The sequence below is a fragment of the Trinickia sp. genome, assembly GCF_051953405.1.
Classification (GTDB): domain Bacteria; phylum Pseudomonadota; class Gammaproteobacteria; order Burkholderiales; family Burkholderiaceae; genus Trinickia.
This window is the reverse complement of record NZ_JBQCIV010000151.1, coordinates 1-15,650: the sequence shown is the minus strand read 5'-3', so window position 1 is coordinate 15,650 and position 15,650 is coordinate 1. Positions and strand designations below refer to the sequence as shown.

Genomic DNA, 15,650 nt, shown 5'->3' with positions numbered 1-15,650 from the left:
CGGCAGCGGTGACGTGTTGTTCGAGGGGCAGCCGCTTTCCTCGCAACTGTCCGGTCGGACTGCCGACCAATACCGCAGGATCCAGCTCGTATTCCAGAACGCGGACACGGCGCTCAATCCGAGCCATACGGTGGAGGAGATTCTCGGCCGTCCGCTCGCGTTTTATATGGGATTGCGCGGGGCCGAGGCGAAACGGCGTATCGCCCAGTTGCTCGATCTAGTCAAGCTGCCGGCATCGGCGGCGACGCGACGCCCCGGAGGGTTATCGGGCGGACAAAAGCAGCGCGTGAATTTCGCTCGGGCCTTGGCGGCGGAGCCCTCGCTCATTCTTTGCGACGAAGTGACATCGGCACTCGATACGGTCGTGGGCGCGGCGGTTCTCGACTTGCTGCGCGAGCTGCGTCGCGAGCTGGGCGTGTCGTACATGTTCATCAGCCATGACATCTCCACGGTGCGCGCGATCTGCGACGACGTCATGGTGTTATACGCAGGCCGGCGCGTGGAAGCGGGACAGCGCAAGCTCTTGGATCAGCCGCCGCACCATCCCTATACGGGCTTGCTGGTGGATTCGGTGCCGGCCCTCGAGCGCGGTTGGTTGGATGCGCATCGCAACATCGGCGCGTGTGCGCTGCCGCCGCTGTCGGCGGATTCCGGGAGCGGTCAGCTTTGCAGCTTCCGCACGCGTTGTTCGGCGCGAGTAGACGGCAAATGCAATGCGGTTCCGCCGCCTTTGAGAACGCTGCCGTCGGGTGCGCAAATTCTGTGTCATCGCTCCGCGGAAGAGCTGAAAGCGATTCAGCCGCTACGAGGCGCCGCATGACCGGCCGATTCGTTCAGAACGGGTGCGACGCCGATCGCGTTCGACATGTTTTCATTCGGCCGCTTCGCTCGGCGAGCGGCCGTGCGCAAGGACGAAGCAGGTGCGACATGAGGCGAACAGAAGGCCTGGACCAGGCGCGAGCGTTCATCGAGGCACATTTCGCGGAGCCGCTGACGCTCAAGCAGATGGCCGCACCCGCGGCGCTTAGCGTGTCGCGTTTCGCGACGGCATTTCGAGAGCGTTTCGGCTCGTCGCCTTATCGCTATTTGTGCGGCTTGCGCATCGAGCGGGCGCAGTCTCTGCTGTTAGCCGGCGTGCCCAGTGTGGCGGTTGCCACCGAAGTCGGCTTTTTCGATCAAAGCCATTTCGGCCGACACTTCAAGCGGCTGTGCGGGATGACGCCCACCATGTTCGTGACCAGCGCGCGCGCCAAGCGTGCGATGGCGAGCGCGGGCCATCGCTGCGCCAAAGAGGTCGTGGCGCCGAGAGGGCCGAGCACGCACGGCGTCTTGTGAGCGTGCGTTGAGCTTTCCCTAGCCTTGGTTTTTGCCTGGTCGTAGGCGCATGGTATCGACTCGAGGATACGTTGCAATGACATCACCTATTGCTCGCTTGGTGCAAGCGAGAAAGTTAGAGCGGTTTTTCATCGATGGCGCATGGGTCGCGCCGGAGAGTACCGATCGCGTAGCGGTTGTCTCGCCTTCCACCGAAGAGGCGATCTGCGACATTGCGTTGGGCGACGAGCGCGACGTCGAACGGGCAGTGCGTGCGGCGCGCAAAGCCTTCGCCGGCTGGTCGCAGACTTCTCCGCCAGCGCGCGCCGCGCTGCTGGACCGCATTCATACCTTGATGCGCGAGCGCGCCGAGTGGTTCGCCGCGGCGTTGACCGCGGAGATGGGCGCGCCCATCGGCTATGCGCGCACCGCGCATGTGCCGCTCGCGGCCGAACATATCCGCGTCGCGCGCGACAATCTGGCAAATTATCCGTTCCTCGTTCAGCGCGGTAAGACGGCCGTCGTGCGAGAGCCCATCGGCGTCTGTGCGCTGATCACGCCGTGGAACTGGCCTATTTATCAGATCACGGCCAAGGTCGGTCCCGCGCTGGCCGCGGGCTGCACGGTGGTGCTGAAACCCAGCGAACTCTCGCCGCTAAGCGCGCTGCTCTTTGCCGAAGTGATCGAAGATGCGGGCGTTCCCGCGGGCGTATTCAACCTCGTGAACGGCAGCGGTGCGACGGTCGGCGCCGCGCTCGCATCGCACCCGCAGGTCGATATGGTGTCGATCACGGGGTCGACGCGCGCCGGCGTGCTCGTGGCGCAAGCGGCGGCGCCGACAGTCAAGCGCGTTGCGCAGGAGCTGGGCGGCAAGTCGCCGAACATCGTGTTGCCCGATGCCGATCTGCCGCGCGCCGTTTCGCTCGGCGTGGCCGCCGCGTTCAGGAACATGGGGCAGTCGTGCAGTGCGCCGACGCGTATGATCGTGCCGCGCAACCTGCTGGACCGGGTCGAAGCGTTGGCCGTCGCGGCCACCGGACAAATGATCGTGGGCGATCCGTTCGACGAGGCGACGACGCACGGCCCGCTGGCCAATCGGGCACAGTTCGGCCGAGTGCAAGAGATGATCGAAGCCGGCATCGACGAAGGGGCCAAGTTGATCGTAGGCGGCCCCGGAAGGCCCGCGCAATGCGATCGGGGTTTCTATGCCCGGCCCACGATCTTTTCCGGTGTTCGGACGGATATGACAATCGCTCAGGAGGAAATCTTCGGGCCGGTGCTCGCCATTGTTCCTTACGACTCGGTGGACGAAGCGGTGGCCATCGCGAACGATACGGTTTATGGGCTCGGCGCGCACGTTCAAGGCGAGGATAAGGCGCGCCTGCACGCGGTCGCCGCGAAAATCCGGTCGGGCCAGGTGCATCTGAACTATCCGGCCTGGGACCCGCAGGCGCCGTTCGGCGGGTACAAGCAGTCGGGCAACGGCCGCGAGTATGGGATCGAAGGCATGGAGGAATACACGGAAGTGAAGTCGATCCTGGGTTTTTTCGATTGAGGCCGCAGCGACGTTTGGCGCGGTAAGCCGTGCGTTCGATGCGATCTGCTTTGTCAAAGGGACTTGAATTGGAACCCTCCGCCATCGTCGAGCCTTCGTTGGACACCCATCATGCGCATTGGTCGACGTTGCGACGCGACCTGCATGCCCATCCGGAATTGCGATTCGAAGAACGCCGCACGGCGGACGTCGTCGCGCGTGAACTCGAGGCGCTCGGTTACGCGGTGTCGCGTGGGCTGGGCGGCACCGGCGTCGTTGCCAGTTTGCCGGGTGTCGACCCCCATCGGGCAATCGTGCTGCGAGCCGATATGGACGCATTGCCGATCCGAGAAGCGAATGACTTCGCGCATGCGTCGTGCGCCGATGGAGTCATGCATGCGTGCGGGCACGATGGTCATACCGTCATGTTGCTCGGTGCCGCGCGCATACTAAAGCAATTGCCGCCGTTGCCCGGTACGGTTCACTTCGTGTTTCAGCCTGGCGAAGAGGGCGGCGCGGGGGCGCGCAAGATGATCGACGACGGCCTGTTCGAACAATTTCCGACGGAAGCGGTATTCGGCATGCACAACTGGCCCGGTTTGCCCGCCGGACATTTCGGCCTGCGAACGGGCGCGATCATGGCCGCAGGCTCCCGATTCAAAATCACGGTGGCCGGCAAAGGCGCTCACGCGGCACAACCGCATCTGGGCCTCGATCCGGTACCGTTGGCGTGTTCGATGGTGCTCCAGTGTCAGACGATCGCGGCGCGGCACAAGGATCCCGTGGATCCTGCCGTCGTTTCGGTCTGCATGTTCCAAGCAGGCAATACGGACAACGTCATTCCCGATCGCGCCGAGTTGCGCGGAACGATTCGTACGCTGTCCACCACGTTGCAACAGCAATTGCAGCGCGACATTCAGCGCATGTGCGAAGGGCTCGCGTCCGCCTATGGCGCGCAAGCCGAGGTGACGTTCTTTCAGTACTATCCCGCGACGATCAACACGCCGGCCGAGACAGCCCTGTGCGAAGCGGTCATCGGCGACACGTTCGGCCAAGCACGCCTTCATAGCGGCATTGCACCGAACATGACATCGGAAGACTTCGGTTTCATGCTGGAGGAGCGGCCCGGCGCCTATGTGCTGATCGGGAATGCGCCTACGGGGAGTGCCTCGCCGGCTTTGCATCACCCGAGTTACGATTTCAACGACGACATCATTCCCGCCGGCGTGCGGTATTGGGTTGCTTTGGCGCAGCGTTACTTCGACACCGCCCTAAGGGCTGTGCGTCGGCCTTAATCTTTGGGACTTCGATCTTTAAAGCGCGCGCTCGGAAAAGCCTCCGGCGCGCGCTTCGGTCGCGCGATCGCCCGCTAAAAATCGGCGACCTTGCCCCAGGCGGACTGCGCAAATCGGCTAGGCCGATACGGCATCGGGTCCACGATCGGTTGCGCTCCGGTGGCAAGATCCGCGATCAAGTGTCCCGCACCGGGCCCGATGCCGAAGCCGTGACCGGAAAAGCCCGCGGCCAAGATCAATCCCGGCACGTCCGGCACTTCGCCGATACCCGGCACGCCGTCCGGCGTGCTATCGACAAAACCGGCCCACGCATGCGTGATTTTCGCTTCGCGAAGTTCGGGCAGCAGCTCGACTGCGCGGCGATGCGTTTCGGCGATCGTCGCCCGATCGGGCTTCGGATCGAGAATGCGCACTCGCTCCATCGGTGTGGGCGCATCGAGCCGCCACCGTTTCAAGGTTTCGTGACCGCCGCGAACGCCTTCCATGCCCCCGGGAAGTAAGCTGCGCCAACGCTTGGCGAACATGGGCAGGAACTGCGGTGCGAACCGCAAGAACTGCGGCGTCACGTCCACGCGCGCCCGTCCGCTGATGGCCAGTGCATAGCGTCCGTCATTGCGGCGGGTAATCGATACGCCCGAGGTGAACAACGCATCCGGCAAGCGCTGTTCGATAGGGGCCACGCTAAGAATGGATTGTCGAATCGACGCCTGAGGAAAGCGGATGCCGAGCTGACGGCAGAACGCGGATGCCCATGCGCCGCCGGCGAGCACGACCGTCCGGGTTTTGATGACGCCGGCTTCCGTCACGACGCCGCACACGCGGCCACCTTCGAGTTCGATGCCGCGCGCGGCACACTGTTGCGTGACGCTGCCACCGAGTTTTACGAGCGCGGACGCCACGGCGGGGGCGGCCTTCGCGGGGTCCGCCGTGCCGTCGGTGGGCGAGAAAACGCCGCCTTTCCACGCTTTGCCCGTCGCCTTTCCCCGCTCCGCAGCTTGCCGGCTGTCGAGCATATACGTCGTGACCCCTGCTGTCTTTGCAAACTCGCCCCAACTGGCCCAACGGGACAGCTCCGCGTCGTCATTGCTCAGATATAGCAGCCCGCAGCGACGAAAGCCTGTGTCTTCGCCGGATTCGATGCCGAATCGTTCCCACAGATCGAGGCTTTTACTGGCCATCGGCAATTCGCGCTCGTCGCGATTTTGCTGGCGGCACCAGCCCCAGTTGCGGCTCGACTGCTCGGCGCCGATCCTGCCTTTCTCGACGAGGGCGACCGACACCCCGCGCCGGGCCATGTAGTAGGCGGCAAACACGCCGATGATGCCGCCGCCGATGACGACGACGTCAGCGGCGGCCGGCAGCGTGGGCGAAGTTGGAATGTGTTGCAGCGGAGGGGACATGGTCAATCTCGTGCGATGGGAACCCGGACGGTTTGCGTAACGTAGAATTTGGCCACTCGCTCGTTGCTTTCCCATCCGATCGAAGCACCCTTGGGCACGAAGAGCGTATCGCCGGCGGCGAGCGACAGCACGCTGCCGTCGGGCGCGGCGAACCGCACGCTGCCGGCCAGCAAATGCATGAACTCGTTTACGCGATGCGGGCGAACGATCCGATAGTAGGGCGTCGAATCCCAGGTACCCGCTTGATATTGTGCATCTTCATCGGTGAAGACATTGTGGCTGCGGCATTCTGGAGCCGGGCTGAGCAGCACCTCCGGCGGCAAGGTGGCGGATGGCTTGAAGTCGGCGTCGGCGCGCAAGGGGACGAGGCCGCCCTGCGCCGGGCCCTCGCTGGCGGCGGCGCAGAACGCGAAAACCGCGCGAGACTGAGCCGTCACGCGCAGCGCGGTGCCGCGGCCGATCACCGCGCCTTCGCCGGGGCCTAGCACCAACGGCGTCATCCCATCCGCTTGCAGCGTGACGCTCCCTTCAGCGACCACCATGGTTTCGATGTGAGGAAAGCTCGATATGTCGATCTCGCCGATGAAGCTGATGCGACCGGCGGCGATCGCATCCGGGCCTTCCCAAGCGATCTCCCGATTTCGCGCGAATGGGTCGTTATCGCCGAACGCTGCCTTGCGGAACGGGGTCGAAAGAGGCGCGCCTTGCGCGCGGTGCAATACGAATGCGACGGTCACGATGGCTCCTATGTTTGCGTCGACGAAGGCCTACAAACCGAGCTGTTCGGCCAGTTCGACGATGCTCTTGACCGCCGTGTAGCCATAGGCCGGCGCTTCGGGTTCGTGGCCGCGCAGCACGTGCGCCTTGTGGACGATGCCGAGGTCGTGCGCGGTCATGAGGTCGTAGCGCGGGCTGGACGAGACGTGGAGAATTTCATGAGGCTGGACGTCGAGTTTCTTGAACATGTACTCGAAGCCCTGCATGCGCGGCTTGTAGGCGCGAGCGTCTTCCGCCGTGATGACGGCATGAAACGGCGCCCCGAGCTTTTCGATATTGCTCATGATCTGCGCGTTGTCCGCATTGGTCAGTCCCACCAGCTTGTACTTCTTGGCGAGACGCGAGAGGCCTTCAGGGACGTCGGGATGCGGCCCCCATGTCGGCACCGCCAGGTAGAACTGCTCGGCCTCGGCTACGGCGAAAGGCACGCCGGTGCGTTCGCACGTGCGGCGGACGGCGTTGATGACGACATCGCGATAGGGCTTCCAGTCACCGAGCACTTCGTCGAGACGAAAGGCCTTGAATAGCTTGACGAAGTTCTCCATGGCTTCGCCGTGCAGGCGGTTGCCGTAAATTTCGCGCGCCTTGTCGGCCATGCGGAAGTTGACGAGGGTGCCGTAGCAATCGAAGGAGATGAATTTCGGTTCGAAGTCGATCATGTCTTCTGTCTCGTTGAGTGATGAGTCCCGAGGGACGCTGGAATCGGGTGCCCGCCGCGAGCCGCGTGAGGCAAGTGCCGAAAGCAATGTCCGCAGGTGAAATTTAAGCAGGATCGAGTCTGCAAATGCGCCGAATTGATTGGTTCAAACGATCGCTTTCACGCGATTTTGAGCGGCGTCGCGGCAGTTCCTGCCGTTCCTTACCAGCCATAGAAGCGCGGCCAGGTTTCGACGCTTCCGTCGGGACTCACGGCTTGATAGGCAGGATGCTGTGCGCCCGTGGCGCACGCATGGTTGGGCAGAATGCGCAGACGCGTCCCGATCGGAAACCGCTGCTCGATCTCGTGATCCGGCGCACCGGAGCGGGAGACGATGCCATGCTCCTGGTTTGCGCCGCTCATCAGATATTCGCCGAGCACTTCCCCGTTTTCGCGGCAAACGAGTCCATAGCCAAAATCGCGCTTTTGGCGCTGGGTACCGCGGTCACGGCTCATCGCCATCCAGCCCGCGTCGACGATGGCCCAGCCTTTCTCGCGCTGGTGGCCGATCACCGTCGTCAATATGCTCAACGCGATCTCCGACGTGTCGTTCACGCCTACGTTATGCATGACGAGATCGAACATGACGTAGACGCCCGCGCGAACTTCCGTCACGCCTTCCAGATGTTCGGCGGCTAGCGCCGTCGGCGTCGATCCGATGCTGACGACCTCGCACGGCAGGCCGGCTGCTCGAATGCGCTCGGCGGCCCGCACGCAGCGCGAGCGTTCCTGTTCGGCCATGCGGACGAGTTCCTCATGGGTGTCGTAGTCGTAGCTGGAGCCCGCATGCGCCAACACACCGCCGAGGTGCATGCCGCCATCGGAGAGGGTGCTTGCAACTGCGATCAACGCGTCGTCCTCGGGTGCGATGCCTGAACGATGGCCGTCCACGTCCACCTCGATCCACACGTCGAACCGTTCTTCCTGTTCCCGGCCGAACGCGACGATGGCCTCGGCGCAGGCGACGCTATCGGCGACGATCTTCAGGTCGCAGCCTTGTCGGCGTAGCGCGAGCGCTCGCGGGAGCTTTGTAGGGGCGATACCCACCGCGTAGACGATGTCGCGCACGCCGCTGGCGAAGAATTGTTCGGCCTCCTTAAGTGTGGAAACGGTGATGCCCCGTGCACCGGCCTCGATTTGCGACCTGACCACCGGCTCGCATTTGCTCGTCTTAACGTGCGGCCGGAAGCTCACGCCGAGCGCATTCATGCGTTGCTGCATCCGTTCGATGTTGCGATGCATGCGTGCGACATCGATGAGTGCGGCCGGCGTATTCAACGATTCGAGTTTCATCTGTGGCTCCTGTCGATTCATCGCGCGACCGGCATCCGCTGCCGGTATCGCGCCTTCGGATGAGCCACTATAGAAGCGGACCGAGCATTCGTGTTTAACGGCGGATAAAGCGTGCGTTAAGTCGGATTAAATACGCGGTTGGCGAGCGTGCCGCCCCGCGCGGCAGCAGCGATTCGATCGCCTCAATATCCGCGCGCCCGATCGATCTCGCCGATCATCGGCTTGCCCGCCCGGTGACGGCGCAGGTTCTCCAGCACTGCGTCGGCGGCAGTGACGGCGCACGTGGCACTTGCGATATGCGGTGTGATGCGCACCCTGGGTTGAATCCAAAGCCGGTGATCGAAGGGCAAGGGCTCCGGATCGGTCACATCGATGACAGCACTATGGATGTGGCCTGCGTCCATTGCATCGAGCAGATCGCTTGCTGCTAGCTGCTGCCCACGGCCGACGTGCACGATCGACGCGCCTTTCGGTAACCCGGCGAAAACGTGTCGAGCGAGCAAACCCCGAGTCGCGTCGGTAAGCGGCAGCAGGCAGACCAGGACATCGGTGCGCGCGAGAAATGCATCGAGTGCGGTATCGCCAGCGAAGCATTCGACGCCTTCGATATCTCGCCGCGAGCGGCTCCATCCGGCGCATGTAAAACCGAAGAGCCGCAGTCGTTGCAGCACGGCGGTGCCTAGCAAGCCGAGCCCCAGTACGCCGACACGCCGCGAGACGGCCGGCCGCAGCGGCATCGGCTTCCACACGCGTGCTTGCTGCTGTAGTGCATAGTCGAACAGGTCGCGATGGATGGCGAGTACCGCTTCCGTCACGTACTCGACCATCCCGTCGACGATGCCCGGCTCGATCATGCGTACGACCGGAAGATGCGCAGGGATACGAGTGAGATCGAGCTGATCGACGCCCGCGCCGATCGAGAACACGACTTCGAGGTTGGGCAGCGTGACGGCGAGATCATCCGGCTGCCAGGCAACGAGATAGCGGATCGCAGCTGGGTCGCCTATATCCGGCCACATGCGAAACGCCATGTCGGGCGCGCGCTGAGCGAAGCGCTCGGCCCAGATTGCCCCTCGCACCGGATCGGACTTGTATAGCACAGCCATCGTCGCTTACCCCATCGCCTGATCATGATGCCGAACACTGCCGAACGCTCAGCGAAATATGGCAGTATTCAATATAATGATCAAGCGATTTCGTTTGTTCAGTCGCGCGCAACAGGCGCGGAAAAGGCATTGAGCCGTTTCGACAGGGGTCTGCATGAAGCCAGTACAGGCAAAGAAGAATGGCGTAATCGGACCGCATCATGCCGATGTCGGCGCGCGGCTGCGAGCGTTGCGCATCGAGCAAGGGCTCTCCATCAACGAGCTGGCCGCGCGCGCTGGCGTGTCTGTCGGTACGGTGAGTCAGGTCGAGCGCAACAAGGCGAACCCCTCGGTGCGCATTCTCGAGCGTCTAAGACGGGCGTTGTCGGTACCGCTTACTGCATTGTTGGAGGAGGACGACGCCGTATCGGACCCGGTGGCCGGCGATTTCGTGCGCAAGGCAACCGCGCGGCCGCTGTTCGACGTGGGTAAGCACGGCATGCAAAAGGAGCTGCTCTCGCCGCACGGGGATCATGATCTAAAGATGATGATCATCCTGCTGCCGGCGGGTGCGGGCTCGGACGAAGTGCTTGTCGGCGAGGGCGAGAAGGCGGGGCTGGTGCTCGAGGGAACGGTCGTGCTGAACGTCGGCGATCGCCGTGCCGTGCTGCGCGCCGGCGACAGCTTCCAGTTCAAAAGCACGGTACCGCACAGCGTGCGCAACGAAAGCGGCGAGATGGCGCGCGTGTTGTGGGTGATGAGCACGCTGCCGCCAGTCGTCCATTTGTGATTCCTCCTACTCGTTTTGGGCGCTGGCAATGTGACGATCGTTCATTATAATGAAACGCATCCCGTATTTTTTCATTTTGGACGCCGTGGCTTGAATGGGTGGCCCTCGGCCATTCGAACGATGGAAGTTCAAGATGCTTAGAGTCGATGAAGTCTATGACACGTCCGAATTTTCAGGCGCAGCCGATGTCGTCGTGATCGGTGCTGGAATCGTCGGGACATCCACCGCCTATGAATTGGCGCGACGCGGCGTTTCTGTCGCACTGATCGACAAGGGCGTCGTGGGCGGGGAGCAATCGGGGCGCAACTGGGGCTGGGTTCGCCAGCAGAACCGCGACATCTTCGAATTGCCGCTTGCCATGCGCAGCCTTCGTCGTTGGAGCGAGTTGCGAGATGAAATCCAGATCGATCTCGGCTTTCGGCGCGAAGGCATTCTTTACGCCAGCAACGATGCAAAGAGCATCGCGCAATGGGATGCTTGGTGCAAGCGAGCGCGCGAGATCGGGTTTGTCAGCCATATGCTCAGTTCGACCGAGGTGAACAGCCGCGTGCCCCGGGGCGGTCCGCAGTACGCCGGTGGCGTCTGGTCGCCCGACGACGGACGCGCCGAGCCATCGCGCGCCGCGCCGGCGCTTGCCGAAGCGGCGAAGCGCCGCGGCGCATTGCTGTACCAACACTGCGCGGCGCGCGGCTTGGAGCTCAGTGCCGGACGCGTGAGCGGCGTGTGGACCGAGCGCGGCTTGATCAAAGCGAGCACGGTGGTGTGCGCGGGTGGCGCGTGGAGTTCACGCTTTTGCAAGCGTCACGGCATCGATCTGCCTGCCGTCAATGTGATCGGAACGGCGATGCGTACCTGCGCTGCCCCGAACGCGATCAACGGCTGCTTTAGCGGCCCGGGGTTTGCGCTGCGTCGCCGTTTGGATGGGGGATACACCTTGGCTGTTCCGGGTTTCGGTCGGATCGACTTAGCACCGCTTGGCTTGACCTATGCGCTAAGGTATTACCGCAATTATCGAAACGACCTCGGCAAAAAGCTCAAGTACCGGCTCGCCAAACCTTGGTTCGAAGGTCCCGAGGCATCGGCGGCGTGGCAATTCGACGAGGTCTCGCCGTTCGAACGCTGCCGCGTGCTGGACCCGAAGCCCGATCTCGAGTTCGTGAAAATTGCTTTGGATAACGTTAGGCGCGCTATTCCACAGTTGGCCGACCTGCGAATAGCGCACGTTTGGGCCGGGGCGATCGACACCACGCCCGACCTGATTCCCATCATTTCCGATATCGCGACGCTTCCGGGCTTTTACGTCGCCACGGGATTCAGCGGTCATGGCTTTGCGTTAGGCCCCGCGGCGGGAGAGATCGTGGCCGATATGGCAACGGGCGCAAAACCGACGATGGATATTTCGCCTTACCGATTGAGCCGCTTCACCGACGGTACTTCGATCAAGGTTCCGGACATGATGTGACAGCGAGAGCCGCGAGGCGTCGCGGCTTTTCTGCGGGGAGCGGTTTCTGCGCTTCTGCCTGCGTTTCTGCGTGCGTTTCTGCTATTGTGCGTCGTGATCGACGAATCGGCCCCCCCCAGGGTGAATTGCGCTGCTGCTGCCGAGGCTCGCGTCGATCCGGATCGTATCGATGGCTGAAGGCGTTTGGCGCTGAAGCCGTTTCGAAAGGAAACGAGTGTCCCCAACCGCGCCATGAAAAACGAACATCGTATCGATTCCGCCCAGCTTGCCGAGTATTTGCTCGGGATGAACGTCGATCAACGCAAGCTGGTAGCCATAGCGGGCGCTCCGGGGGCGGGGAAAAGCACCTTCGTCGAGACGTTGCTCGATCGTTTGAACCGCGCACGTCCGGGCTTTGCTCGCATTCTCGCGATGGACGGGTATCACTTCGACGATCGCGTGTTGGAGGCCCGCGGCGATCGGGCGCGCAAAGGGGCGCCGCATACGTTCGATGTCGACGGGCTCGAGGCGATGCTCGAGCGACTCGGCGCGGATAGCGGCAAGGATATTGCCGTCCCCGTGTTCGATCGCTCGCTCGAAATTGCGCGCGCCGGCGCCGAGATCATTCCCGGATCCGCGCGGCTGATCTTGGTCGAGGGCAACTATTTGTTGCTCGACGATCCGGCCTGGGTGCCGTTGCGACGGCATTTCGACGTGACCGTGATGCTTGACGTTCCGCGCGACGTGCTGATCGCTCGCCTAGCGGCCCGCTGGCAAGGGTACGGGATGGACGAGGCGGCCGTGCGCGAAAAGCTCGATGGCAATGACCTGCCCAATGCGGATCTCGTGCTATCGCGGAGCGTGGCGGCGCGGTTCGTCGTCGCCAATTTCTGAATCGCCGGTGCCCGGTACGGGCGCGATGGGGATACGGGGATTAGGCTTGGGCGGCCGCCGTCTCTCCGCGATAGGCCGCTAACCGCGGCGATATCGTTAAATCGGGCCGAAGGGCGGCTGCTCGCGTAACGAACGCGCGGAGAAATGCCCGCTCGGCATCGTTCGAACCGTTAACGCTGCTGATGACGCAGGTCGAGTCGTTGAAATAGAGCCGTAGGCCCGTCCTCGTCTGAGCGATCTCCCTCGCTTCGAACGTGTAGGGTGCGATGTCGAGGTGAAATTCGCCATAAAGGCGCGTCGAAAGATCATCGAATCGAAGGGGGCTGGCGGCCTCGCCCGCGAAAGTGGATAGGAAAGACAGCGCACGCGTTTGCTCGACCGTCGGCACGTAAAACGATTGCTCGGATACCCACATCCCGTGGCGCAGTAGCGCAACGGCGCGGATTGCGCTGTAGATTCCGTACGCCAGCAGCACGAGCATTTCGTAACCGGACGGGCTCTTGTAGGTGTTGCCGACCGATTCCCATAACGGTTTTGGGCTGAACAGAGCGGCAAGAATAAGTGCAGTGCACAGGATCAACGCTAAGCCGGACCAGAAGTAGACTCTGACATAGCGTTTCAGGGTGTTTTGCTTGTAGATCGTTTTATCGCCCGAGTTCATTGCTTGGTGTAATCTTCGAATTCTGCAAATATATCACCGGCAATCGTCAAAAACGAGGCCGCTGAGGTCATTGAAAGGAAAGGATGCGTCGTGCATTACTTGTTTTCGGACACGGAACGCCTGATTTTGCCTGTGCCTTTCGAACTGGTTGTGAGGCCGGCATCGGCTCAGCGCTTTTTGAAGCGTGCGGTGGAGGCGGGCGATGAATGGGGACACGTGCTGAGCGCGTACCCCGACGTTCGGTGCGAGCCCTTGGATTTTCACTACGTCTGTCTGCAAAACATATCGGCATTCGGCAGCGAACTCATGGCCGACTTGGCGCAGCATTTCGGATGGCGTGGCGCGGTTTGGGGTTCGTTACTCGCGGCGTTGTCTCAGGATGCTCGCTATTTGAGCGGTCTCGACACGGCGCGAAGAACGGCCCCCAGAAATCAATGGGCCATGGACCTCGCGCAATCGATATTGAACGGTGCAGCGCCTTTAAACGATGGCGCGCTCATCGAATGGCTAAGCCGACTGCGGGCGCAACTCGCTCCGTTGCCGCGACTGCCGGTCAACCTCAGGCGATGTCCTTCCCGAGAGGAGACCGCAGCCCGAGCCGAGGCCGTGCGCGTCGCCTATCGTAACGGCGACTTCGCAACCGCGCTGGCACAGGCGCGGCGGTGATGCTCGTCTAGCGTGACGCGGCAATCGCTGATCCGATTTCGCGTTCGGTGATCCCGTATTTCGCCATCCGAGCGAGGTGATCGGCCGACCCCAAATACGACCGCAGGCGTTCGTTCATCGCACCGAGGAGCCGGCCGTTGTGTTTACTGAACGAGAAAGCGCCGAGCGGGGCATGCAATCCCTCGACTTGAGCTGGGCCGTGCTCGACGGCTTCGAGTGGTGCGGTCCCGATGCGCGCCGCCAGGATCCGGTTGCCCACGGCGGTGCTTGCATATGCGTCGATCGCGCCTGTGCACAGCGCGTCGACCGCTTCGGCTTGTTCCTGGAATACGACTAGCTGATCGTCACGCACGCCTGCGACCTGAGCGGACCGATGTTGTACTTGCCCGGCGATGATGCCGAGGCGGGCATCATCGCGTGCCGCGACCGCGCGATAGCTATCGAGGCCTTTGGGGTTTCCTGCGCGGACCAGAAACGCGTCGCCGATGGCCCACACGGGAACGCTGAACGCGACTTGCGATGCGCGCTCGCGGGTGACGAAAAGCGGGACGTTCATGTCCCAGCGCCCCGATTGAACACCGGGCAGCAGCGCATCGAACGTCGTACGGCGATACGCGATACGCGCGACTCCGATCGACTTCAGCACCGTTTCCGCCAGCTCGATATCGGCGCCTGTTATGCCTTGCGCATCGTCCGTCCAGCCGAAAGGCGGTTCTTCAATGTACGCAATCGTGACATCCATTCTGGCCTCGTTGGAATAAATCGGTTGATCGATATAGTGGGCTGCGAATTCGCTGCAAATGCATTTCTCGAGGATGCCCTAAAATCGGCGGCTAATGCATGGCCGCCGCGTCGCGAGAGGGCGAGCATCCGAGATCGCGCGGCGCCGCATGCGCCACGAAAAAACCACACAAACCGTTAGATGACACAACGCTTTAAGTTTTTCGTCCCCCTTCTTCTGGGGGCTCTGATTATGGCATCTCTTTCCCTATTCCCGCGGGCGACTATCGCGGCGCCGCTATCGACGGACGCCAGCCTCGAACCGGAGGCGCCGCTAAACGAACAGATTCTTCGCGTGCCGGTTCAAGCCTCGCCACCGATCAGCCTGGAAGTGACCGTTTATATGCCGGCGCACGCCGCGGGCGGCGGTGCTTACCCGCTGGTCCTCCTCAATCATGGCGCATCGCATGATCCGGCCAACGCGCCGCGCGTCGGCGATCAGTTTATTCCATGGTATTTCCTGTCGCGCGGCTACGCCATCGCCATGCCGATGATGCGCGGCTATGCGGATTCCTACGGACACCTCGCGCCGCACGGTTGCGATGTGGTGGCGATAGGCATTGATGCGGCGAAAGACATTCGCAAGGTTCTCGACTACGTCAAAGCCCTGCCGGGAATCGATCCCTCGAAGATCGTCGTCGCGGGCAAGAGCATGGGCGGCTGGAATACGCTGGTATTCGGTGCGGAAAACCCTCCGGATGTGAGAGGGCTTGAACAGTTTGTGCCGAATCTGTGCATAACTATGCTAATCTCTCCAATATGGAAAGATTGGTTAGCATAGGTGAAGCTGCTTCGGTGTTGGGTGTGTCCATCACGACCCTGCGCCGCTGGGAGGCATCGGGTCGGCTGGTCGCCGAACACACGGCGGGCGGCCACCGCCGCTACGATCTTGCCAAGCTCAAGCCTGAACTGTTCCGCGCCGAAGCAGACGCGCAGCGCCGCACCGTGGCCTATGCCCGCGTCTCCAGCCACGACCAGAAGGACGATCTGGAGCGGCAGAAGCAGGTGCTCGAACTCTACTGC

17 protein-coding genes are annotated in these 15,650 nt (G+C 62.6%); 10 read left to right on the top strand and 7 right to left on the bottom strand.

Features of this window, described 5'->3' with window-relative positions:
• From ACTHN9_RS27365 to ACTHN9_RS27350, 4 genes are all read left to right on the top strand, one after another.
• Positions 1–820, top strand: an 820-nt coding sequence (locus ACTHN9_RS27365) for an oligopeptide/dipeptide ABC transporter ATP-binding protein (RefSeq protein ID WP_440539962.1), incomplete at its 5' end; no start/stop codon positions are given.
• Between the two features lie 107 nt (positions 821–927).
• The gene (locus ACTHN9_RS27360) at positions 928–1,335 is read left to right on the top strand and encodes a helix-turn-helix domain-containing protein (protein WP_440539961.1); all 408 of its coding nucleotides are present in this window, start codon (positions 928–930) and stop codon (positions 1,333–1,335) included.
• Between the two features lie 76 nt (positions 1,336–1,411).
• A complete protein-coding gene (locus ACTHN9_RS27355) occupies positions 1,412–2,869 on the top strand; it encodes an aldehyde dehydrogenase family protein (protein WP_440539960.1) in 1,458 nt (485 codons plus the stop codon).
• A 38-nt stretch (positions 2,870–2,907) separates the two neighbouring features.
• On the top strand, positions 2,908–4,143 hold the full coding sequence (locus ACTHN9_RS27350) for a M20 aminoacylase family protein (RefSeq protein ID WP_440539959.1): 1,236 nt from the start codon (positions 2,908–2,910) through the stop codon (positions 4,141–4,143).
• A gap of 74 nt (positions 4,144–4,217) precedes the next feature.
• Here the strand turns inward: ACTHN9_RS27350 and ACTHN9_RS27345 are convergent, their stop codons facing one another.
• The 5 genes from ACTHN9_RS27345 to ACTHN9_RS27325 all read right to left on the bottom strand — a co-directional run bounded on the left by ACTHN9_RS27345 (position 4,218) and on the right by ACTHN9_RS27325 (position 9,416).
• Positions 4,218–5,543, bottom strand: a complete 1,326-nt coding sequence (locus ACTHN9_RS27345; protein ID WP_440539958.1) for an NAD(P)/FAD-dependent oxidoreductase — start codon at positions 5,541–5,543, stop codon at positions 4,218–4,220.
• Between the two features lie 2 nt (positions 5,544–5,545).
• Entirely contained in the window at positions 5,546–6,280 is a 735-nt protein-coding gene (locus ACTHN9_RS27340) for a cupin domain-containing protein (protein ID WP_440539957.1), read from the bottom strand.
• Between the two features lie 30 nt (positions 6,281–6,310).
• Positions 6,311–6,979 carry a haloacid dehalogenase type II gene (locus ACTHN9_RS27335; RefSeq protein WP_440539956.1) on the bottom strand — a complete coding sequence of 223 codons (669 nt, stop codon included), beginning with the start codon at positions 6,977–6,979 and terminating at the stop codon, positions 6,311–6,313.
• Between the two features lie 200 nt (positions 6,980–7,179).
• On the bottom strand, positions 7,180–8,310 hold the full coding sequence (locus ACTHN9_RS27330; protein WP_440539955.1) for a DSD1 family PLP-dependent enzyme: 1,131 nt from the start codon (positions 8,308–8,310) through the stop codon (positions 7,180–7,182).
• Positions 8,311–8,492: 182 nt separating this feature from the next.
• Entirely contained in the window at positions 8,493–9,416 is a 924-nt protein-coding gene (locus ACTHN9_RS27325) for a 2-hydroxyacid dehydrogenase (protein WP_440539954.1), read from the bottom strand.
• A 154-nt stretch (positions 9,417–9,570) separates the two neighbouring features.
• Between ACTHN9_RS27325 and ACTHN9_RS27320 the strand changes: the two genes are divergently transcribed.
• From ACTHN9_RS27320 to ACTHN9_RS27310, 3 genes are all read left to right on the top strand, one after another.
• Positions 9,571–10,185: a cupin domain-containing protein gene (locus tag ACTHN9_RS27320; protein WP_440539953.1), complete on the top strand. Its 615-nt coding sequence runs from the start codon at positions 9,571–9,573 to the stop codon at positions 10,183–10,185.
• A gap of 133 nt (positions 10,186–10,318) precedes the next feature.
• Positions 10,319–11,647, top strand: a complete 1,329-nt coding sequence (locus ACTHN9_RS27315; protein ID WP_440539952.1) for an NAD(P)/FAD-dependent oxidoreductase — start codon at positions 10,319–10,321, stop codon at positions 11,645–11,647.
• 231 nt (positions 11,648–11,878) lie between these two features.
• Complete coding sequence (locus ACTHN9_RS27310) at positions 11,879–12,520, top strand: nucleoside/nucleotide kinase family protein (RefSeq protein ID WP_440539951.1); 642 nt, start codon at positions 11,879–11,881, stop codon at positions 12,518–12,520.
• 40 nt (positions 12,521–12,560) lie between these two features.
• On the opposite strand, the gene ACTHN9_RS27305 is transcribed toward ACTHN9_RS27310, so the two are convergent.
• Entirely contained in the window at positions 12,561–13,181 is a 621-nt protein-coding gene (locus ACTHN9_RS27305) for a hypothetical protein (protein ID WP_440539950.1), read from the bottom strand.
• A gap of 90 nt (positions 13,182–13,271) precedes the next feature.
• Between ACTHN9_RS27305 and ACTHN9_RS27300 the strand changes: the two genes are divergently transcribed.
• The gene (locus tag ACTHN9_RS27300) at positions 13,272–13,847 is read left to right on the top strand and encodes a hypothetical protein (RefSeq protein ID WP_440539949.1); all 576 of its coding nucleotides are present in this window, start codon (positions 13,272–13,274) and stop codon (positions 13,845–13,847) included.
• Positions 13,848–13,854: 7 nt separating this feature from the next.
• Here ACTHN9_RS27300 and ACTHN9_RS27295 read toward each other — a convergent pair whose 3' ends face one another.
• Entirely contained in the window at positions 13,855–14,589 is a 735-nt protein-coding gene (locus tag ACTHN9_RS27295; protein WP_440539948.1) for a transporter substrate-binding domain-containing protein, read from the bottom strand.
• 180 nt (positions 14,590–14,769) lie between these two features.
• On the opposite strand from ACTHN9_RS27295, the gene ACTHN9_RS27290 reads away from it, so the two are divergent.
• Positions 14,770–15,408 (top strand): alpha/beta hydrolase family protein, encoded by a 639-nt coding sequence (locus ACTHN9_RS27290; protein WP_440539947.1) that lies wholly within the window; start codon positions 14,770–14,772, stop codon positions 15,406–15,408.
• A gap of 23 nt (positions 15,409–15,431) precedes the next feature.
• Positions 15,432–15,650: IS607 family transposase (locus ACTHN9_RS27285; RefSeq protein WP_440539946.1), on the top strand; the 219-nt coding region annotated here is incomplete at its 3' end.